General features: G+C 71.5%; 15 protein-coding genes and 1 other RNA gene. 5 read left to right on the top strand and 11 right to left on the bottom strand.

Annotated elements, in window-relative coordinates:
- Positions 1-4: 4 nt before the first annotated feature.
- On the bottom strand, positions 5-772 hold the full coding sequence (locus ND747_RS05155) for an SDR family oxidoreductase (protein WP_251732227.1): 768 nt from the start codon (positions 770-772) through the stop codon (positions 5-7).
- 264 nt (positions 773-1,036) lie between these two features.
- Positions 1,037-1,654: a YbhB/YbcL family Raf kinase inhibitor-like protein gene (locus ND747_RS05150; RefSeq protein ID WP_251732225.1), complete on the bottom strand. Its 618-nt coding sequence runs from the start codon at positions 1,652-1,654 to the stop codon at positions 1,037-1,039.
- 137 nt (positions 1,655-1,791) lie between these two features.
- On the opposite strand from ND747_RS05150, the gene ND747_RS05145 reads away from it, so the two are divergent.
- A complete protein-coding gene (locus ND747_RS05145) occupies positions 1,792-2,712 on the top strand; it encodes a helix-turn-helix transcriptional regulator (protein WP_251732224.1) in 921 nt (306 codons plus the stop codon).
- 30 nt (positions 2,713-2,742) lie between these two features.
- On the opposite strand, the gene ND747_RS05140 is transcribed toward ND747_RS05145, so the two are convergent.
- The 3 genes from ND747_RS05140 to ssrA all read right to left on the bottom strand — a co-directional run bounded on the left by ND747_RS05140 (position 2,743) and on the right by ssrA (position 5,001).
- Complete coding sequence (locus ND747_RS05140) at positions 2,743-3,492, bottom strand: alpha/beta fold hydrolase (RefSeq protein ID WP_251732222.1); 750 nt, start codon at positions 3,490-3,492, stop codon at positions 2,743-2,745.
- 408 nt (positions 3,493-3,900) lie between these two features.
- Positions 3,901-4,188 carry a DUF1330 domain-containing protein gene (locus ND747_RS05135; protein ID WP_251732220.1) on the bottom strand — a complete coding sequence of 96 codons (288 nt, stop codon included), beginning with the start codon at positions 4,186-4,188 and terminating at the stop codon, positions 3,901-3,903.
- Positions 4,189-4,632: 444 nt separating this feature from the next.
- Positions 4,633-5,001: a transfer-messenger RNA gene (gene ssrA, locus ND747_RS05130) on the bottom strand.
- A gap of 171 nt (positions 5,002-5,172) precedes the next feature.
- Between ssrA and ND747_RS05125 the strand changes: the two genes are divergently transcribed.
- Positions 5,173-5,646 carry a VOC family protein gene (locus ND747_RS05125; RefSeq protein ID WP_251732219.1) on the top strand — a complete coding sequence of 158 codons (474 nt, stop codon included), beginning with the start codon at positions 5,173-5,175 and terminating at the stop codon, positions 5,644-5,646.
- Here the strand turns inward: ND747_RS05125 and ND747_RS05120 are convergent.
- On the bottom strand, positions 5,643-6,302 hold the full coding sequence (locus ND747_RS05120; RefSeq protein ID WP_251732217.1) for a DJ-1/PfpI family protein: 660 nt from the start codon (positions 6,300-6,302) through the stop codon (positions 5,643-5,645). The two genes, ND747_RS05125 and ND747_RS05120, sit on opposite strands and share 4 nt — an antisense overlap.
- Positions 6,303-6,357: 55 nt before the next feature.
- On the opposite strand from ND747_RS05120, the gene ND747_RS05115 reads away from it, so the two are divergent.
- The gene (locus ND747_RS05115; protein ID WP_251732215.1) at positions 6,358-7,068 is read left to right on the top strand and encodes a YoaK family protein; all 711 of its coding nucleotides are present in this window, start codon (positions 6,358-6,360) and stop codon (positions 7,066-7,068) included.
- A 10-nt stretch (positions 7,069-7,078) separates the two neighbouring features.
- On the opposite strand, the gene ND747_RS05110 is transcribed toward ND747_RS05115, so the two are convergent.
- The 4 genes from ND747_RS05110 to ftsE form a co-directional block, all read right to left on the bottom strand.
- A complete protein-coding gene (locus ND747_RS05110; RefSeq protein ID WP_374216148.1) occupies positions 7,079-8,380 on the bottom strand; it encodes a class I SAM-dependent methyltransferase in 1,302 nt (433 codons plus the stop codon).
- Between the two features lie 311 nt (positions 8,381-8,691).
- A complete protein-coding gene (gene smpB, locus ND747_RS05105; protein ID WP_251732214.1) occupies positions 8,692-9,171 on the bottom strand; it encodes an SsrA-binding protein SmpB in 480 nt (159 codons plus the stop codon).
- A gap of 803 nt (positions 9,172-9,974) precedes the next feature.
- The gene (ftsX, locus tag ND747_RS05100; protein WP_251732212.1) at positions 9,975-10,847 is read right to left on the bottom strand and encodes a permease-like cell division protein FtsX; all 873 of its coding nucleotides are present in this window, start codon (positions 10,845-10,847) and stop codon (positions 9,975-9,977) included.
- Positions 10,847-11,737 carry a cell division ATP-binding protein FtsE gene (gene ftsE / locus ND747_RS05095; RefSeq protein WP_251732210.1) on the bottom strand — a complete coding sequence of 297 codons (891 nt, stop codon included), beginning with the start codon at positions 11,735-11,737 and terminating at the stop codon, positions 10,847-10,849. The genes ftsX and ftsE overlap by 1 nt, the downstream gene beginning before the upstream one ends.
- A 393-nt stretch (positions 11,738-12,130) precedes the next feature.
- Here ftsE and ND747_RS05090 point away from each other — a divergent pair, with 393 nt between their 5' ends.
- Positions 12,131-12,316, top strand: a complete 186-nt coding sequence (locus ND747_RS05090) for a hypothetical protein (protein ID WP_251732208.1) — start codon at positions 12,131-12,133, stop codon at positions 12,314-12,316.
- A 9-nt stretch (positions 12,317-12,325) separates the two neighbouring features.
- Positions 12,326-13,624: a sorbosone dehydrogenase family protein gene (locus ND747_RS05085; RefSeq protein WP_251732207.1), complete on the top strand. Its 1,299-nt coding sequence runs from the start codon at positions 12,326-12,328 to the stop codon at positions 13,622-13,624.
- Positions 13,625-13,658: 34 nt separating this feature from the next.
- Here ND747_RS05085 and cobA read toward each other — a convergent pair whose 3' ends face one another.
- Positions 13,659-14,468, bottom strand: a complete 810-nt coding sequence (gene cobA, locus ND747_RS05080; RefSeq protein WP_251732205.1) for a uroporphyrinogen-III C-methyltransferase — start codon at positions 14,466-14,468, stop codon at positions 13,659-13,661.
- Positions 14,469-14,810: the final 342 nt, after the last annotated feature.

The following is a 14,810-nucleotide window of genomic DNA, read 5'->3' as shown; positions in this document are numbered from 1 at the left end:
CTTCCTACCTGGTCGTCGCCAGCCCGCCATCCACCGGGATGACCGCGCCGGTGACATACGCACCGGCCCGGCTGCACAGGTAGACGGCAACACCGGCCATGTCGTCCGGGCGGCCGATGCGACCCAGTGGTGCGGCGGCGACGATCTCGTCGCCGGAGGCTGCCAGGGTGGCCGCCATCATCTTCGACGCGAACGGACCGGGAGCCACGGCGTTGACCGTGATGCGCCTTGGACCCAGTTCCCTGGCCAGGTGACGGGTCAGGTGATGGAGAGCCGCCTTGCTCGCGGAGTAGGCATAGGTCGGCCCGACCGGAACCGTCAACCCGTCGATGCTGCCGACGTTGACGATGCGGGCCGGGTCGTCCTCCGAGGCCGCCGCCTCCAGCAGCGGCAGGAACGCCTGGGTGAGGATGAACGGCGACCTCACGTTGAGATCGAGCACCTTGTCCCAGGCCGAGCTCGGGTACTCCGCCAGTGGCGCACCCCAGGTCGCGCCGGCGTTGTTCACGAGAACATGGACGCGTTCCTCGCGATCGCCGACCTCGTGCGCGAGCCGAACGCACTCGTCCTCGCGGGAGAGGTCGGCGGGCACCGCCTCGACCCGCCCGTACCGGGCCAGCTCCGCACGGGCGGACTCACAGGCGTCGGCCTTGCGCGAGCTGATCCAGACCGAGGCGCCGGCCTGCAGCAGACCGCGCGCCATCATCATGCCGATGCCGCGGGTGCCGCCGGTGACCACCGCCGTCCTGCCGGTCAGGTCGAACAGGTCCACCCGTTCTCCTCCTCGTCGATCAGCACGGCAATGGCCGTCAACAGGTGACAGCCGGCCCGGTCTCCCGCCAGACCATGGAGTCGCATCGGGTGGTGGATGATCGTGGTCAGACCGGATTCGATACGGTGCGTCACTGGTGCCGGCAACGTCTGCGCTCTAAGTCACAGCTTGTATACCAACGTGATGGTGCACGGGCAAGCAGAGGCAACCATCGTGGACGTCGTCCCGTGCAGGGAGGCCGTCCTCGCTCGGGCCCAGGCCTCCCTACCGCTGGACCGTGGCGGTGATGCGGGCGTAACCGAGAACGTGGCTGGACAGGGTGAAGGCCACGACGGTGGGTGGCGTGGTACCCGTCAGACCGAGGCTGGGCGTGTCCAGGGCGTACACGGTGAACTGATAGCGGTGGGCGATGTCGCCGGCCGGCGGGCACGGCCCGAGATAGCCGGCGACGCCCGCGTCATCGGTGCCCGACACCGCGCCGGGCGGCGGTGTCGGGCCAAGCCGGGTGGCGGTGGCCGGGATGTCCCAGACCAGCCAGTGCCAGAAGCCGGCTCCGGTGGGTGCGTCCGGGTCGAAGAGGGTGACCGCGTAGCCGCGGGTACCCGCCGGCGCCCCGGTCCAGGTGAGCCGCACCGGCTGGTTGGGGGCGTCGCAGCCGAACCCGTTCGCCCAGTGGCTGGCCGACAGCGCGCCGCCGTCACGCATGTCCGGGCTGCTGACCTGGAAGTGGGCCGCCCTGTCCGGAATGTTGCGGCGGACAGCCGTGTATCCGTAGCCGTCGGTGTGCGCGGGGCCGGACCCCGCGGTGGCCGCAGTGATCATTCCCGCGGTGCAGACTGCCACGAGCGCGACAGCGGTCGCGACGCGAAACGGTGATTTCATCAGTGCCTCCCGCTCGGTGGTGTGCGCGGACCACGGTGCAGGCACCGGCACGAAGGTGGAAGGCGTCGCGCATGCTGGCATTCGGAACACCAGGATCGCCGCTGGCGTCTGCCCGGGCAGGGGTCGATCATGGGCAGATGACGCACCCGCGGACGACACGACGCCCGGAGTTGGCGCGGTTCCTGCGGGCGAAGCGGGCCCGGCTTCGACCGCAGGACGTGGGCCTGCCCTGCGGCGACCGTCGCCGCGCGCCGGGCCTGCGGCGTCAGGAGGTCGCACAACTGGCGGCGGTCAGCGTCGACTGGTACATCCGGTTGGAACAGGGACGGGTGGGCATCCCGGGCGCCGAGGTACTCGACGCGGTCGCCCGCGCCTTGCTCCTGTCCCCGGCCGAGCGCCGCCACCTGCATCTGATCGGGCGTGACGAGGCGCCGATCGACGCGGCCGTGCCCACCCCGGTCAGCGACTCGCTGCTGGCCCTGCTCGACGGTATGCCGCTGGTGCCCGCCTACCTCATGGATTTTCGCTGTGACATCCTCGCCCGCAACGCCGCCGCAGCGGCGCTGTTCGGTGAGACCTTCGGCCTCGGCGACGCGGCCAACAACGCCTATCTGCTTTTCCTGGACCCACGGACCCGGAAAACACAGCTCGACTGGACGCGCATCGCGCGGGAGGCCGTCGGGAACCTGCGCGCTGATTTCGCGCGTCACCGCGATGACGCACGACTGGCGGAGGTCATCGCGCGCCTGCGCCGAGACAGCGCCGAGTTCGCCGCCTGGTGGGACGACCACACGGTGCAGGAGCGTTCCCATGGCGTCAAGCGCATCTGCCATCCGGTGGCCGGCGAGCTGACCGTCGCCTATGACCTTCTCGCCACCCTCGACGGTTCCCACCAACGCCTGTTCGCCGTCACTCCGGCCGATGCGGCGACCGACCGCGCGCTGCGTGGGCTCATAACGGACCGCGCCCGAACCATGACCGGCCGGTCATCCCGTGCCATCCAGGATGCTGCCGCGACAGCTCCGCTCGCGCCGGCATCGACGTCGCCGCTTGACTGATCGCCCTCGACGGCATGGTCACCGTCGTGGTCAGACCTGGCGGGAGACCCACTGGTTGATCGCGGTCGCGGCGGTGACCGGATCCTCCACCATCCAGAAATGGCCGAGCCCTTCCAGCCGCAGGACGTCCGCGCCGAGCGCCTGCGCCACCTGCGCGGAGCGGTCGGCGTCGTCGAACGGATCCGTGGTCGCCTGAAGGATCAGCCCGGGTCGGACCGACCGGCCGGACGACGCCGTCTCCCAGCCGGTGTGCACGTTGGGAACGGCCGACCGGTAGAGGTCGAGAACAGCCGATGCCATCGGCGCGTCGAAAGCGGACGCCATCTTCCGGCATTCGGCCGGCGGAACACCGAGGGGGGCGAGCTGGGAGAAAAGATTATCCGGGTCATCGACAGACGACGCGAGCGCCTTTTCCATCCATTTTTCACCCTCGCCCGGGGTCTGCCACAGTTGTGCGTACCCGTGCCACACGTAGTCGGGGTGGGAGACCGCGGCGACGTCGACAGCCCAGCTGCGTACTCGGTCCGGATGCGCCACGGCGATCCGCAGGGCCAGCGGTGACCCCCAGTCGTGGCCGATCAGATCGACGGGATCCGCAATCGCGTCGAGCTGGCGGAGTATCCAGTCGACCTGGGCGTCCCGCCCGCCGGCGAAGCCGGGCGGTGTGGCCGACCCGAATCCGGCGAGTTCGACCGCCACGGACGGAGCGTCGAGTCGAGCCCGGACCACATCCCACACGCCTGCGGTCTCCGGTACGCCATGAACAAGAACGATGGTCACAGCCACTCATTTTCCACGGCCTGCGACGTTCGTCGATCGAGTCCGGTCGTGCCACGAACGTCGGGACAGCTCGGCCGACCAGTTCATGGAGAATCCGGCGGGGATCGGCGACGCTCCGGCGCGCCGCACCAGGCGGGTGACGCCGAGTCAGGTCCCCGCCGGGACACCGCCCGGCTTTCCGTGCCGAAAACAGCTCGACCCCTCGTTCACCGTCGCGGCACGTCCCCGGGTGGCCGATGCCGGGGGTATCCCAACCCGCCGCCGTGGAGACCTCCCGACCGCACCCTCACGATCCCAGGACCGGATGATCCTGAGATCGGTCGAGGTCCTCAGGATCGACACGACGAAGCTCCCGCCGGCGCTCGTCTCCCAGCTGTGCCGGCCCTCGAGCCAGAGCGTCCCGACTCGTCACACGCCCGGCACGATGCGCATGTCACGAACGGCACCGCCGTCGAGGACGGCCAGGGCCTTCTGGTACGCGGGACTGTCGTGTGCGGTCCGGGCGGCCTCGACCGAATCGAACTCGATGAGCACGGTGCGGGTCTTCTCCCCGGCCTCGTACGTCTGCTCGGGAAGGCCCCGGGCCACGAAGGTACCGCCGGCCGCACGCAGCGCCGGCCCGGCCAGCGCGGCGTACGCCGCGACCTTGCTCTCATCGACGATCTCCTGGTAGATACTGATCCAGTAGGCAGTCATGACGCCATCGTGCCCGAGGACGGCATCCAGCGGAGTCCCAGCCCCAGAACGATCGGGCCAAGGACATGCCCGGAGCCCGGGTGAGACCGTCGATGATGTGCTGACCGCACCGGGAAACGCCCGAGGCCCCGGCAGGAGAAAGCGGCGCTGCCCCGAAGGGCGACACCGCTTCCACTGATCCTGCTAGTTCGGCTGCCTTGCCGAGCACCGATATCCCCGCGCTGGTGCTCGTCAACGGGCACGGCGGCAACTACGTCCTGAGCACCTGCCGATCCGAACCATGCGCGCCCCGCAACGGAAAACTCGGCCAGCACCCCACCCAGAGCGGCAGCAGCGGTGGCGTCGAGCACAGCTCGACCGCGGGGGGCTCGGGGGGTCATCCCCCGGAAAACATCGCGGCCCGCCGGGAAGCTGACCAGAGGTCAGCGACCACGGCGGGCCAGCTCGTGGAGGTGGCGGGAATCGAACCCGCGTCCTCCGGCACCGAACCAGGGCTTCTTCGGGCGGAGCCTGCTACTTGTTTCTCGGCCCCGTCAGACTCGCAGGCAAGCTGACATAGGCTCAGTCGCTGTTTGATTTTCCGCCTCGCCCCGCGACCGGGCCAGACGGTGATCCTCCTAGCGACGCCAGATCCTGGGCCGGAGGAACTCCCAGGCTGACGGTTGAGCTACTTAGGCTGCGAGGGCGTAAGTAGCGTCAACAGGCTGCGTCTTGTTGGCAGCTGTTTTTTTGAGCGGAGCGTTAGCGAGATAACCGCTCATCCTCGACCCGCTTCCCCTGTCTCGACGTCCGAAGTCGAAACCGATCACCCCCAGGTGCGATGGTGCTGAGGGCACAGTCTACCCCAGGACCAGACGGACGCCGCCCCGCCGCGAGACCATGGCGGCAGGCGCGGCGCGGCGGGCATGTCCGGGCGCCCGGGATAGTTGTATCGGCAACAACGTTCGTGCGGGCACCGCGTCCGCCGCCTTCGGGGAGAGCATCGTGGCCATCAAGGAACTGGGGCACCTCGTCCTGTACGTGCGCAACCTCGAACGCTCCGTCACCTTCTACCGAGACGTCCTGGGTTGGCGCCAGGTGTTCCCCTACCCCGCCGACGACAGCGGCAGCCCGCTGCGCGCACCGGTGGCAGCGTTCTCCGCCGGGCACACCCACCATGAGCTGCTGCTCATCGAGGTCGGCGACGATGCGGCCGCCGTCCCGGCCGGACGCCGGCTCGGCATGTACCACTTCGGGCTGAAGGTCGGCGACACCGACGACGAGCTGCGCGAGGTGCTGGCGACGATCCAGCGCGCGGGCGTCCAGATCGTCGGCGCCTCCGACCACACGGTCACGCACAGCCTTTACATCCTCGACCCGGACGGCAACGAGATCGAGCTGTACATCGACGTCGCGGGCGCCGACTGGCGCTCCGACCCGGCCCTGGTGGCCGCCCCGATCCGTCCGCTGCGTCTCTAGCAGTCTCGGCGGCCGGGGACGGCCCCCGGCCGGAAGCGGCTTTTTCCGCGCAGCGCGTCGACGAGGCTGGCGGGGGCGGTGGCGGGCGAGCCGGCGTCGTACGGCGGCTGCGGGTCGTACTCGATGCCCAGCTGGATGCCCTGCGCTCGCCGGTCCCCGGCGATGCGGCCGGCGAGTGCGAGCGCCATGTCCAGCCCGGACGACACCCCGGCCGCGGTGACGTACTTGCCGTCGAACGTCACCCGCTCGCGGCTCGGGACGGCGCCGAGGGCGGCCAGCTCGTCCACGGCCAGCCAGTAGGTCGCCGCCCGTCGTCCCCGCAGCAGGCCGGCGGCGGCGAGGATCAGCGAGCCGGTGCACACCGACGTCGTCCAGGTGCTCGTCCGGTCCACCGCCCGCAGCCAGGCATGCACCGGGCCCTCGGCCATGTGGTCATTCTGGCCCGGCCCGCCGGGCACCAGGACGACATCCGGACTCGTCACCTCGGCCAGCGACGCGTCCACGGTCAGGCCCAGGCTGCCGGACTCGCTGCGCACCGTCCCGACCCGTTCGCCGACGAAGACCACCTGCGTGTCCGGCAGATGCTGCAGCACCTCGTACGGCCCGATCGCGTCCAGAACCGTCACCCGTTCGAACAGCAGGATCGCGATCTGCATGTCCACCCCTCGCCCCCACCCGGCGCTCCCAGTCACTTTGGGTGACACTACGCCAGTGGTGGCGTCCGAGGAGCCGGCGGACCGGTCGGAGAAGACGGACCGGCGGGTGTGGCTGCTGATGGCGATGGCCGGCCTGACCGGTCTGGTGGACGCGACCAGCTACCTCGGGCTCGGCCACGTGTTCGTGGCCAACATGACCGGCAACGTCGTTTTCCTCGCGTTCGCCCTGGCCGGAGCCCCGAGCCTGTCCGCCGATCTGTCCGCGCTGGCCCTCGTCGGCTTCCTCACCGGCGCCGCCCTCGCCGGCCGCATCGGACGCCATTCCGCACCCGGACGGCACTGGCTGCTGGTCGGGATCGGCACCCAGGTCATCCTGCTCGGCGCCGCCCTGCTCGCGGCGGCTCTCACCGATGCCGTCGGCACCGGTGGTGGGCACGACCCGAGGCTGCGGTACGAGGTGGTCGTGCCGCTGGCGATGGCGATGGGCCTGCAGCACGCGACCGCGCGGCGGGTGGCCGTGCCCGACGTCCCGACGAACGTGCTGACCACGACGCTGACCGGCCTGGTCGTCGACTCCCGCCTCGCCGGCGGACCCGGCTTCCACGTCCCCCGCCGCCTCGGCGCACCCGCGGCGATGTTCGGCGGCGCGCTGCTCGGCGGCGCCTGCCTGCTGCACGTCGCGGCCCTCGTCCCGCTCGCCCTCGCCGCCGCACTCGCGCTGGCCTGCCTGCTGGCGACAGCCCTCGGACGTCCACCCGACGCCTGAGGCGCAATCGTCAGCTGCCGCCCGCGGCCGGACGGGGTGGCGCCGACGATGATGACGGTGGCGGTGGCACGGGGGTCGCTGGGACGCAGACCAGAGCCCAGGGTTCGTCGCGCAGCCGGGTCATCATGACGGTGACGGCGGGACCGCCGGGGACCAGGTCACGGCGGCGCGGAAGCAGCCGACGGCGCAGCGCGTCGACGTCGCCGGCAAGGCCACGCCGACGGATCTCCAACGATCCGATACCGCGGGAACGCAGCAGCGCGCTCAGCCGGCGCACATCGAACGGCAGATCGGCGTCGATGCGCAGCAGACGCGCGAACGGGGTGCCCACCGGTTCGTCGGACGTCAGAAAGGCGATCATCGGGTCGATCTGCCAGGCATCCAGACGGCGTGCAAGCTCCCCCACGAGCCCGGCGCGGGTCACCGCGGGGCTGGGGTCGTACAGATACCTCCCGGGAGCGCCGAGCCGGCCGTCCGACTCAGGTGAGTCCGACTCCGGTGAGTCCGGCTCCCCTACCAGGGTCACCGTGGCACCTGGCGGCTCCCTGCGCACCGAGCCCGCCGGTGCCGCCGGTGCTTTCCCCGGCGGTTCCGCGGAACCGTCCGACGGGCCGGGGTGCAGGATCGTCGCCCGGCGGCGGGCAGAAGCCAGCGCGGGGGAGAACAGGACGGCTTCCTTGAGGTCCCGGCCGTCCGCGACGAACTCGATCTCCCAGCCGGGAGGCACCTGCGCGACGTCGATCCCCGGGGCGGCCTTCACCGCCACCGCGTCGACCTGATCCACCAGGGCAAAACACCACGGCAGCGGGGGTTCACAGGCGGACGATCCCAGCCGCCGATCCCCGGCCCGCCGCGCCGGATCGACGAACACCCCGTCGAACCCGGCAAGATCGACCTCCCGGACATCCGCCAGCCGTGTCCCGATCCGCGCCCTGATCCCCACCTCGGCACGACCCACGGACGTGACCGGGGACGTGCCGCCAGCGCTCCCCGCACCGCCGAGCACGGCACCGGCGCTGTCCGCGGCGGCGTGGAGTGCGGCGGCGTGCGGTGCGGCGGCGTGCGGTGCAGCGGCGTGGAGTGCCGCGTTGTGGGCGGCCATCCGCAGGTGCAGTGGGTCCCGGTCGACCAGCAGGACCTCCCGCTCGGCCGCGCCCGCCTCGCCACCCGCCGCGGCGACCAGGGCCTGGGCGTCGCCGCCGATGCCGGTGCACAGATCCGCCAGCCGGGTCAGGCCCGCGAAGCGCTCGGCCCGATGCGCGGCGGCGGCCTGCGAGGACGCCTGCTCCAGGCCGGCGCGGGTGAAGAACATCCGCTCGGCAAGCGAGAACTTGGCCAGGGCTCGATGGCGCAGCTCCGCCTGGCTGAACGCGACCGCGACCAGCTCGGCCGGCACCCCCTCGGCCCGCAGCCGCGTACCTACGGCCAGCTCACGAGCCGCGACCGCCCCGGACCCGCCCGTCCCGGCATAGACGGCGCAGGCCGCCGCCAGAACCTCGGCCCCCTGCGGGGTGAGCAGAGCCTCGAACCGGGACAGCCGGCCGTCATCGCCAGCGCCGAAACCCCCGCTGTCACCGTCGTCGACAGCGGGGGCACCGGCCGAAGCGGCGGATCGGCTGGCGTTCAGGTGTAGCGGCCCTTGACCCGGCGGCCCATCTCGCGACTGATCTCGCGGGCAGCGTCCCGATCGGCGAGGGCATGCCGCTTGTCGTAGGCCTTGCGACCGCGGGCGAGAGCAATCTCGATCTTGGCCCGGCCGTCCTTCCAGTACAGGCTCAGCGGGACGAGGGTGAGGCCGCCCTCCTGCGTCTTGCCGACGAGCTTCTCGATCTCGGCCCGGTGCAGCAGCATCTTGCGCTTGCGCCGCGGGGCGTGGTTCGTCCAGGTGCCCTCGGTGTACTCCGGAATGTGCACGTTGTGCAGCCAGGCCTCACCGTCGACGATCTGGGCGAACCCGTCCACGAGCGACGCCCGACCGGCCCGCAACGCCTTCACCTCGGTGCCGCGCAGCACCAGACCCGCCTCGTACGTGTCGAGGATTTCGTAGTCGTGGCGGGCCCGCTTGTTCTGCGCGATGGCCTTGCGCCCCTGCTCCCTCGGCACTGTCTGCGCCCCTTCTCCTATCGTCCACCCGCACCGTCGCCAGGTCCGCCAGGTCCACCGGCCGACGTCCACCCGGTCCACCGGCGCCGTCCACCGGCAAGCCGCCGGTGACGTTCACCAAATACCGGTCTACCAGCGCCGTCCACCAGTTAACGCCACCGGTGGACGCGGCCAGGCGACGCGGGTGGTCGACGCGACCAGACGACAGACATCGGTGGACGCGCTCCCGGTCGATACACCCCATCATATCGATCATGCCGAGGCACCCGGCGTCCGCCGCCGCCCCGTGCCCGCAACACCGTCGTCAACCCCGTCATGCCGCATGCCGCATGCCGCATGCCGCGGTCCAATCGCGAAATCGCCCTCGAACCCATAACAACCCCTGCGATGACCCCAGACACCCCCGATATAACTCTAAGTCTTCGATGCAATGCACAATGTCATGAAACCGGGACGCCGGCGACCCGCCGTCCGAAGCAGCACGAATCGCTTACCTCCGGACAACCACATCACCGAGGAACCGCACGCCCCGCAGATCCTGCCGAGGCTCAGTGAAGGATCCAGGGCCTCAAACCTTCACCAAGCCTCGGCAGGATGCGATCAAGCCCTCCCTCGTACCCACCGGAGGCGCCGGATCGGCTCCAACCGTTCGCACGCGATTCCCGAACCCCGCGTGGGCGTCGGACCACGACCCAGACCTCAAGGAGGAGCTTCGCGCTGGTCCCACCGTCACCTGCCCACCGTCACAGGTGGCGGCTTGGTCGGGAAATCACCGAGACGCGCAGACGCCGACGGATCGGAGGTCAGACGCGCAGGTGGCGGCGCAGGGCCAGGGAGGCCATGGCGGCGGAGGCCAGCAGGCCGACGGCGAGGACGGCGGCGGCGGATTCCCACACGGCCGACCAGCCGAACAGGGGGAAGGTGGACTGGCGGGTGAACTGGCCGTCGACCAGCAGGATCTTCGCGGCGACCAGCAGGCCCGCGGCGCACAGGCCGCCGACCACGCCCGCGACCGCGCTCTCCAGCACGAACGGGGCCCGGATGGTCCCGTTGGAGGCGCCGACGAGACGCATGATCGCGGTCTCCCGGCGCCGGCCGTGTGCCGAGATGCGGATCATCGTGTAGATCAGCGCGAACGAGGCCAGAGCCTGGACCGCGGCGAGGGCGAACGCGCCGATTGTGAACGCATCGAGGAAACGGTAGAGCGGTTGCAGGAGGGCCCGCTGATCACGGACGCCCTCCACACCGTCGAGGCCGGTGTAGCTGACGACGACGTCGCCGGATGCCCGCGGGTCGGCGAGGGTGAGGCGCAGGGCGGCGGGCAGGTCCTCGGGGCCGACGCCGGCGACGACGTCCGGAGAGCCGCGGAAGTCGCGGCGGAACCGGTCGAAGACCTGCTGTTTGCTTTCGTATCGGACAGCGGTGATCGCGGGGTCGGAGTGCAGCCGGTCCTCGAGGTCGGTGCGCTGCGCGGCGGTGATGTCGTCGGTGAGGTCGACGACAACCTCGAGCTGGCCGAGCAGATAGCGGTCGATGGTGTGCACCTGGGCGCGCAGCAGCAGGCCGGCGCCGAGCATTGCCAGGCAGATGGTGATCGTGACGATGACGGAGGCGGTCATCGCGAGGTTGCGGCGCAGTCCCGTCCACCACAGTGCGGCCAGCGGTCCCGGACGCATCAGCCCACCGGTCCGCGCGGAGCCGGCGCCCAGGGACTCGGTGGCGCCCCCGGCACCCCTGGCGTCCCTGGCACCCCTGGGCCGGGCTGCACCGGGATGCGCGCCGACGACGGTGCCGAGGCCGGTACTGGCGCCGATGACGGCGGTGATGTCGGCGGTGATGTCGCCGGTGCGGTGGGGAGCGCGGTGGCGAGCGGGGGCACCGGGGCGGTGTCGTAGCCGCCACCGGCCTCGTCGCGCACGAGGACGCCGTCGGACAGTTCCAGCACGCGGCGGCGCATCGCGTCCACCAGGGCGGCGTTGTGGGTGGCCATCACCACGGTCGTGCCGGCCTGGTGGACGGCGTCCAGCAGGTCCATGATCTCGAGGCTGGTGGCGGGGTCGAGGTTGCCGGTCGGCTCATCGGCGAGCAGCACCCGCGGGCGGCCGACGAACGCCCGGGCGATCGCCACCCGCTGCTGTTCACCGCCGGAGAGCTCGTCGGGGTAGCTCTGCGCCTTCTCCCCCAGCCCGACGAGCTCCAGTGTCTCGGGGACGATGCTGCGCACCACGTGCCGGGGCCGGCCGATGACGTCCAGGGCGAAGGCGACGTTGGCGGCGACCGTCCGGTTCGGTAGCAGTCGGTAGTCCTGGAAGACACAGCCGACAATCCGGCGCAGCCGCGGAACCCGGCGGTCGGGGATGCGTGCGACGTCCCGGCCGGCGACGACGACCTGCCCGGCAGACGCCCGTTCCTCCCGCAGCAGCAGCCGCAGCAGGGTCGACTTGCCCGAGCCGGACGGGCCGACGAGGAACACGAACTCCCCCGCGGCGATCTCGACGCTCACGTCGGACAGAGCGGGACGGATGCCGCTGGGATACCACTTACTCACCGCGTCCAGGACGATCATTGCACCCTCCTCACGCGAGGCATCAAACCGCATACATTAAGTGACGGAGATGGTAGGACGTGACCGGAGCCGCATCGCGCGGGCGCGCCGCCCGGCGGGGTTTCCCACCACACACGGTCGCGTCTCGGACTGGCCGAGGGCGCGGTGAAAGGTTGCGGGCGGGCGTACGGTGAAACCGGCACAGTTCTGTCGCGACACGGCGGCGCTCCGCCGCCGGGGTACACCAACGACGGGTACACCAACGGCGAGGCTTCTCCGCGGTGGGAACTGCGACCGTGGGGGCTCCCGCACCAGGGTGGTGGCCACCAGCGTGGCCCGAGGCGGAACGAACCTCCCCGGCGAGACGTTTGATGTTTTCGCAGGTGCGGTCCGACGCCGCAGGAAGGAGGCAGCATGGGCAGCGAGGATCTGGTCTGCGCGAGCTGCTCGGGCCTGGTGATCGAAGGCCGGTGCCCGACCTGCCGAGCATCTCGGGAATACCTGCGGCGTAACTCCGCGAATCTGTCCCTCCAGCTGCTGCTGGCGATCCTCGCGATCGTCATGATTCTTGCGGTCCTCGCCGGCCGGCACGCCAGCTGACCATCGCGCATGCCACCCGGGCGTCCCATGATCCGCGTCCTGCGTGACACCGCACGCGGCCGAAGCCGGCCTGGCCGGCAGTGGTTCGACCGTCGGCGCTGGTGGGCGTTCGTGGTGTCGGCCTGCGCGCTGGGCCTGGTGGCCTGCGCCGGCCCAAGCGCGGGCACCTCTTCTCCCACCGGGTCCACCGTCGGCGGATCCAGCGGATCCCCGGGAGGCACCACGCCCTCCCGGGAGGCCCGCAGCGCCGCCGGGGCCGGCGGGGGCGGCGGGACTGCCGGGGTACGGACGGTCGTGGACGGGCTCGACGCGCCGTGGGACGTGGCGTTCCTGCCCTCCGGAGACGCGCTGATCAGCGAGCGGGACAGCGGGCGCATCCTGCGGCTGCCGCCGGGCGGCACCACGCCGAGCGTGCTGATGACGCTGCCCGGTGTGGTGCACCGCGGCGAGTCCGGCCTGCTCGGCCTCGCCGTTTCGCCCACGTTCGCCACCGACCGGTATGTCTACGCCTACTACACGTCCGCCCAGGACAACCGCATCGTCCGCTTCCATGTCACCGGTGGGGGTACCGGCGCGGGGGCGGGCACGGGCGGCGGCACCGGCACCGGCCGTGGTGCGCCGCCGCGGGTCGACGCGCCGACGCCGATTCTCACCGGCCTGGCCGACGGCGTCATCCACAACGGCGGGCGGATCCGGTTCGGTCCCGACGGCATGCTGTACGCGGGTGTCGGCGACACCGGCGACCGCAGCCTGGCCCAGAACCGCGAGCGTCTCAACGGCAAGATCCTGCGCATGCGCCCGGACGGCACCGTCCCGCCGGACAATCCCTTCCCCGGCTCGCTGGTGTACAGCCTGGGGCACCGCAATGTCCAGGGCCTTGCCTGGGACGCGGGCGGTCGGCTGTGGGCGGCCGAGTTCGGCCAGGACCGCTTCGACGAGATCAACCTGATCGTGGCGGGCGGGAACTACGGCTGGCCGGTCGTCGAGGGAACCGGCGACACCGAGGGCGGTCGCTTCCGCAACCCGCTGGTCACCTGGACGACCGCGCAGGCCTCCCCCAGCGGCATCGCGATCCGCGGCTCGACCCTGTATGTCGCCGCCCTGCGCGGGCAGCGGCTGTGGGAGGTGCAGCTCGCCGGGGCAACCGTACGGGGTAAGCCACAGGCGGTTCTGACCGGCACCGCGGCGATGGGCCGGCTACGCGCCGCCGTCGACGCCCCCGACGGCTCGGTGTGGATCATCACCAACAACACCGACGGCCGCGGCCAGCCCCGCGCCGGCGACGACCGCATCCTCGCCCTGCGCTGAGTGGCCCGCAGCACGCTCGGATGACACGGGACGGCTAGCTGGTGGGCGGGGAGTCGTTCGGCTGAGCGCGCAGGGCCGCGCGGGCCGCCTGGTGGCCGTCGAGGAGACGCGCGCGCAGGGAGACCACGTCACCGAGGACGATGACGGCGGGCGAGGCGATGGCGGCGTCGGCAGCGAGTCGGGCGATGTCGGCCAGGGGGCCGACGACGACGGTCTCGTCCGGGGTGCCGCCGGCGTGGATCACCGCGCTGGGGGTGTCCGCGGGCCGACCGCGTTTGAGCAGTTCGCGGCTGACTCCGGCGAGCGCCGTGACCCCCATCAGCACGACGATCGTGCCCGGGCCGGTCGCGAGGGCGTCCCAGTCAACGGTGGAACCGGGGTGGGACGGGTCGACATGGCCGCTGACGATGGTCACGTCCTGGGTGACGCCCCGGTGGGTGACCGGGATGCCGGCGAGTGCCGGGACGGCGACTGCGCTGGTCACCCCGGGGACGATCTCGCAGGGCAGGCCGGCGGCGGCGCAGGCCAGCGCCTCCTCGCCGCCGCGGCCGAACACGAACGGGTCGCCGCCCTTGAGTCGCACCACCCCGAGGCCGCGGGAGGCACGGTCGACGAGCACGGCGTTGATCTCGTCCTGGGTGAGGTTGTGGCCATGCGGCGCCTTGCCGGCGTCGACGATCTCGGTGCCGGGCCGGGCTTCGGCCAGCAGTTCCCGCGGGGCGAGCCGGTCGACCACGACGACGTCCGCGATCCGCAGCAGCCGCAGCCCACGGACCGTGATCAGATCCGCCCGCCCCGGACCGCCGCCGACCAGTGCCACCCATCCGCCGATGGACCCGTCCAACGCCGCTCACCTCCACCCGTCCGCCGCACGCCTCGTCGCTGCCCCGTTCGCCGGACGACTACCCGCCGGATGGCTGCCACAGCCACCTGCCGGGCGGACGCCAGCTCACCGCCAAGGCATACGACCTGCTCCAGTGTGCGGGCTGACCAGCGTGAGCGGCGCAGAACCCCCACATGCGTCACAACCCCGGCCGTCCACAGGTGTCCGCCCGGGCCGAGACCGCGCAGGGTGCCAGAAGGCCGATCGGGCTGGAACCGCCCGGGCCCACGACCGGCCGCGGCGCGCGACCGGGGCCCGCCACAGCGGCCGGTGGGAGACAGCTGCCGGCGGGAGGGCTCAGGC

The sequence above is a fragment of the Frankia sp. R82 genome (assembly GCF_023716925.1).
In the GTDB taxonomy this organism is placed as follows: Bacteria; Actinomycetota; Actinomycetes; order Frankiales; family Frankiaceae; genus Frankia.
The sequence above is the reverse complement of the archived record's forward strand: the minus strand, read 5'-3'. Positions and strand labels throughout refer to the sequence as shown.

Excerpts from the sequence above, each read along its gene's own strand:
- ftsX (WP_251732212.1), bottom strand. The coding sequence starts at position 10,847 with ATGCGTCCGGGACCGCTGGCCGCACTGTGGTGGACGGGACTGCGCCGC.
- ND747_RS05145 (WP_251732224.1), top strand. The coding sequence starts at position 1,792 with ATGACGCACCCGCGGACGACACGACGCCCGGAGTTGGCGCGGTTCCTG.
- ND747_RS05090 (WP_251732208.1), top strand. The coding sequence starts at position 12,131 with ATGGGCAGCGAGGATCTGGTCTGCGCGAGCTGCTCGGGCCTGGTGATC.
- ND747_RS05135 (WP_251732220.1), bottom strand. The coding sequence starts at position 4,188 with ATGACTGCCTACTGGATCAGTATCTACCAGGAGATCGTCGATGAGAGC.
- ND747_RS05110 (WP_374216148.1), bottom strand. The coding sequence starts at position 8,380 with ATGTTCTTCACCCGCGCCGGCCTGGAGCAGGCGTCCTCGCAGGCCGCC.
- ND747_RS05150 (WP_251732225.1), bottom strand. The coding sequence starts at position 1,654 with ATGAAATCACCGTTTCGCGTCGCGACCGCTGTCGCGCTCGTGGCAGTC.
- ND747_RS05085 (WP_251732207.1), top strand. The coding sequence starts at position 12,326 with ATGCCACCCGGGCGTCCCATGATCCGCGTCCTGCGTGACACCGCACGC.
- ftsE (WP_251732210.1), bottom strand. The coding sequence starts at position 11,737 with ATGATCGTCCTGGACGCGGTGAGTAAGTGGTATCCCAGCGGCATCCGT.
- ND747_RS05120 (WP_251732217.1), bottom strand. The coding sequence starts at position 6,302 with ATGCAGATCGCGATCCTGCTGTTCGAACGGGTGACGGTTCTGGACGCG.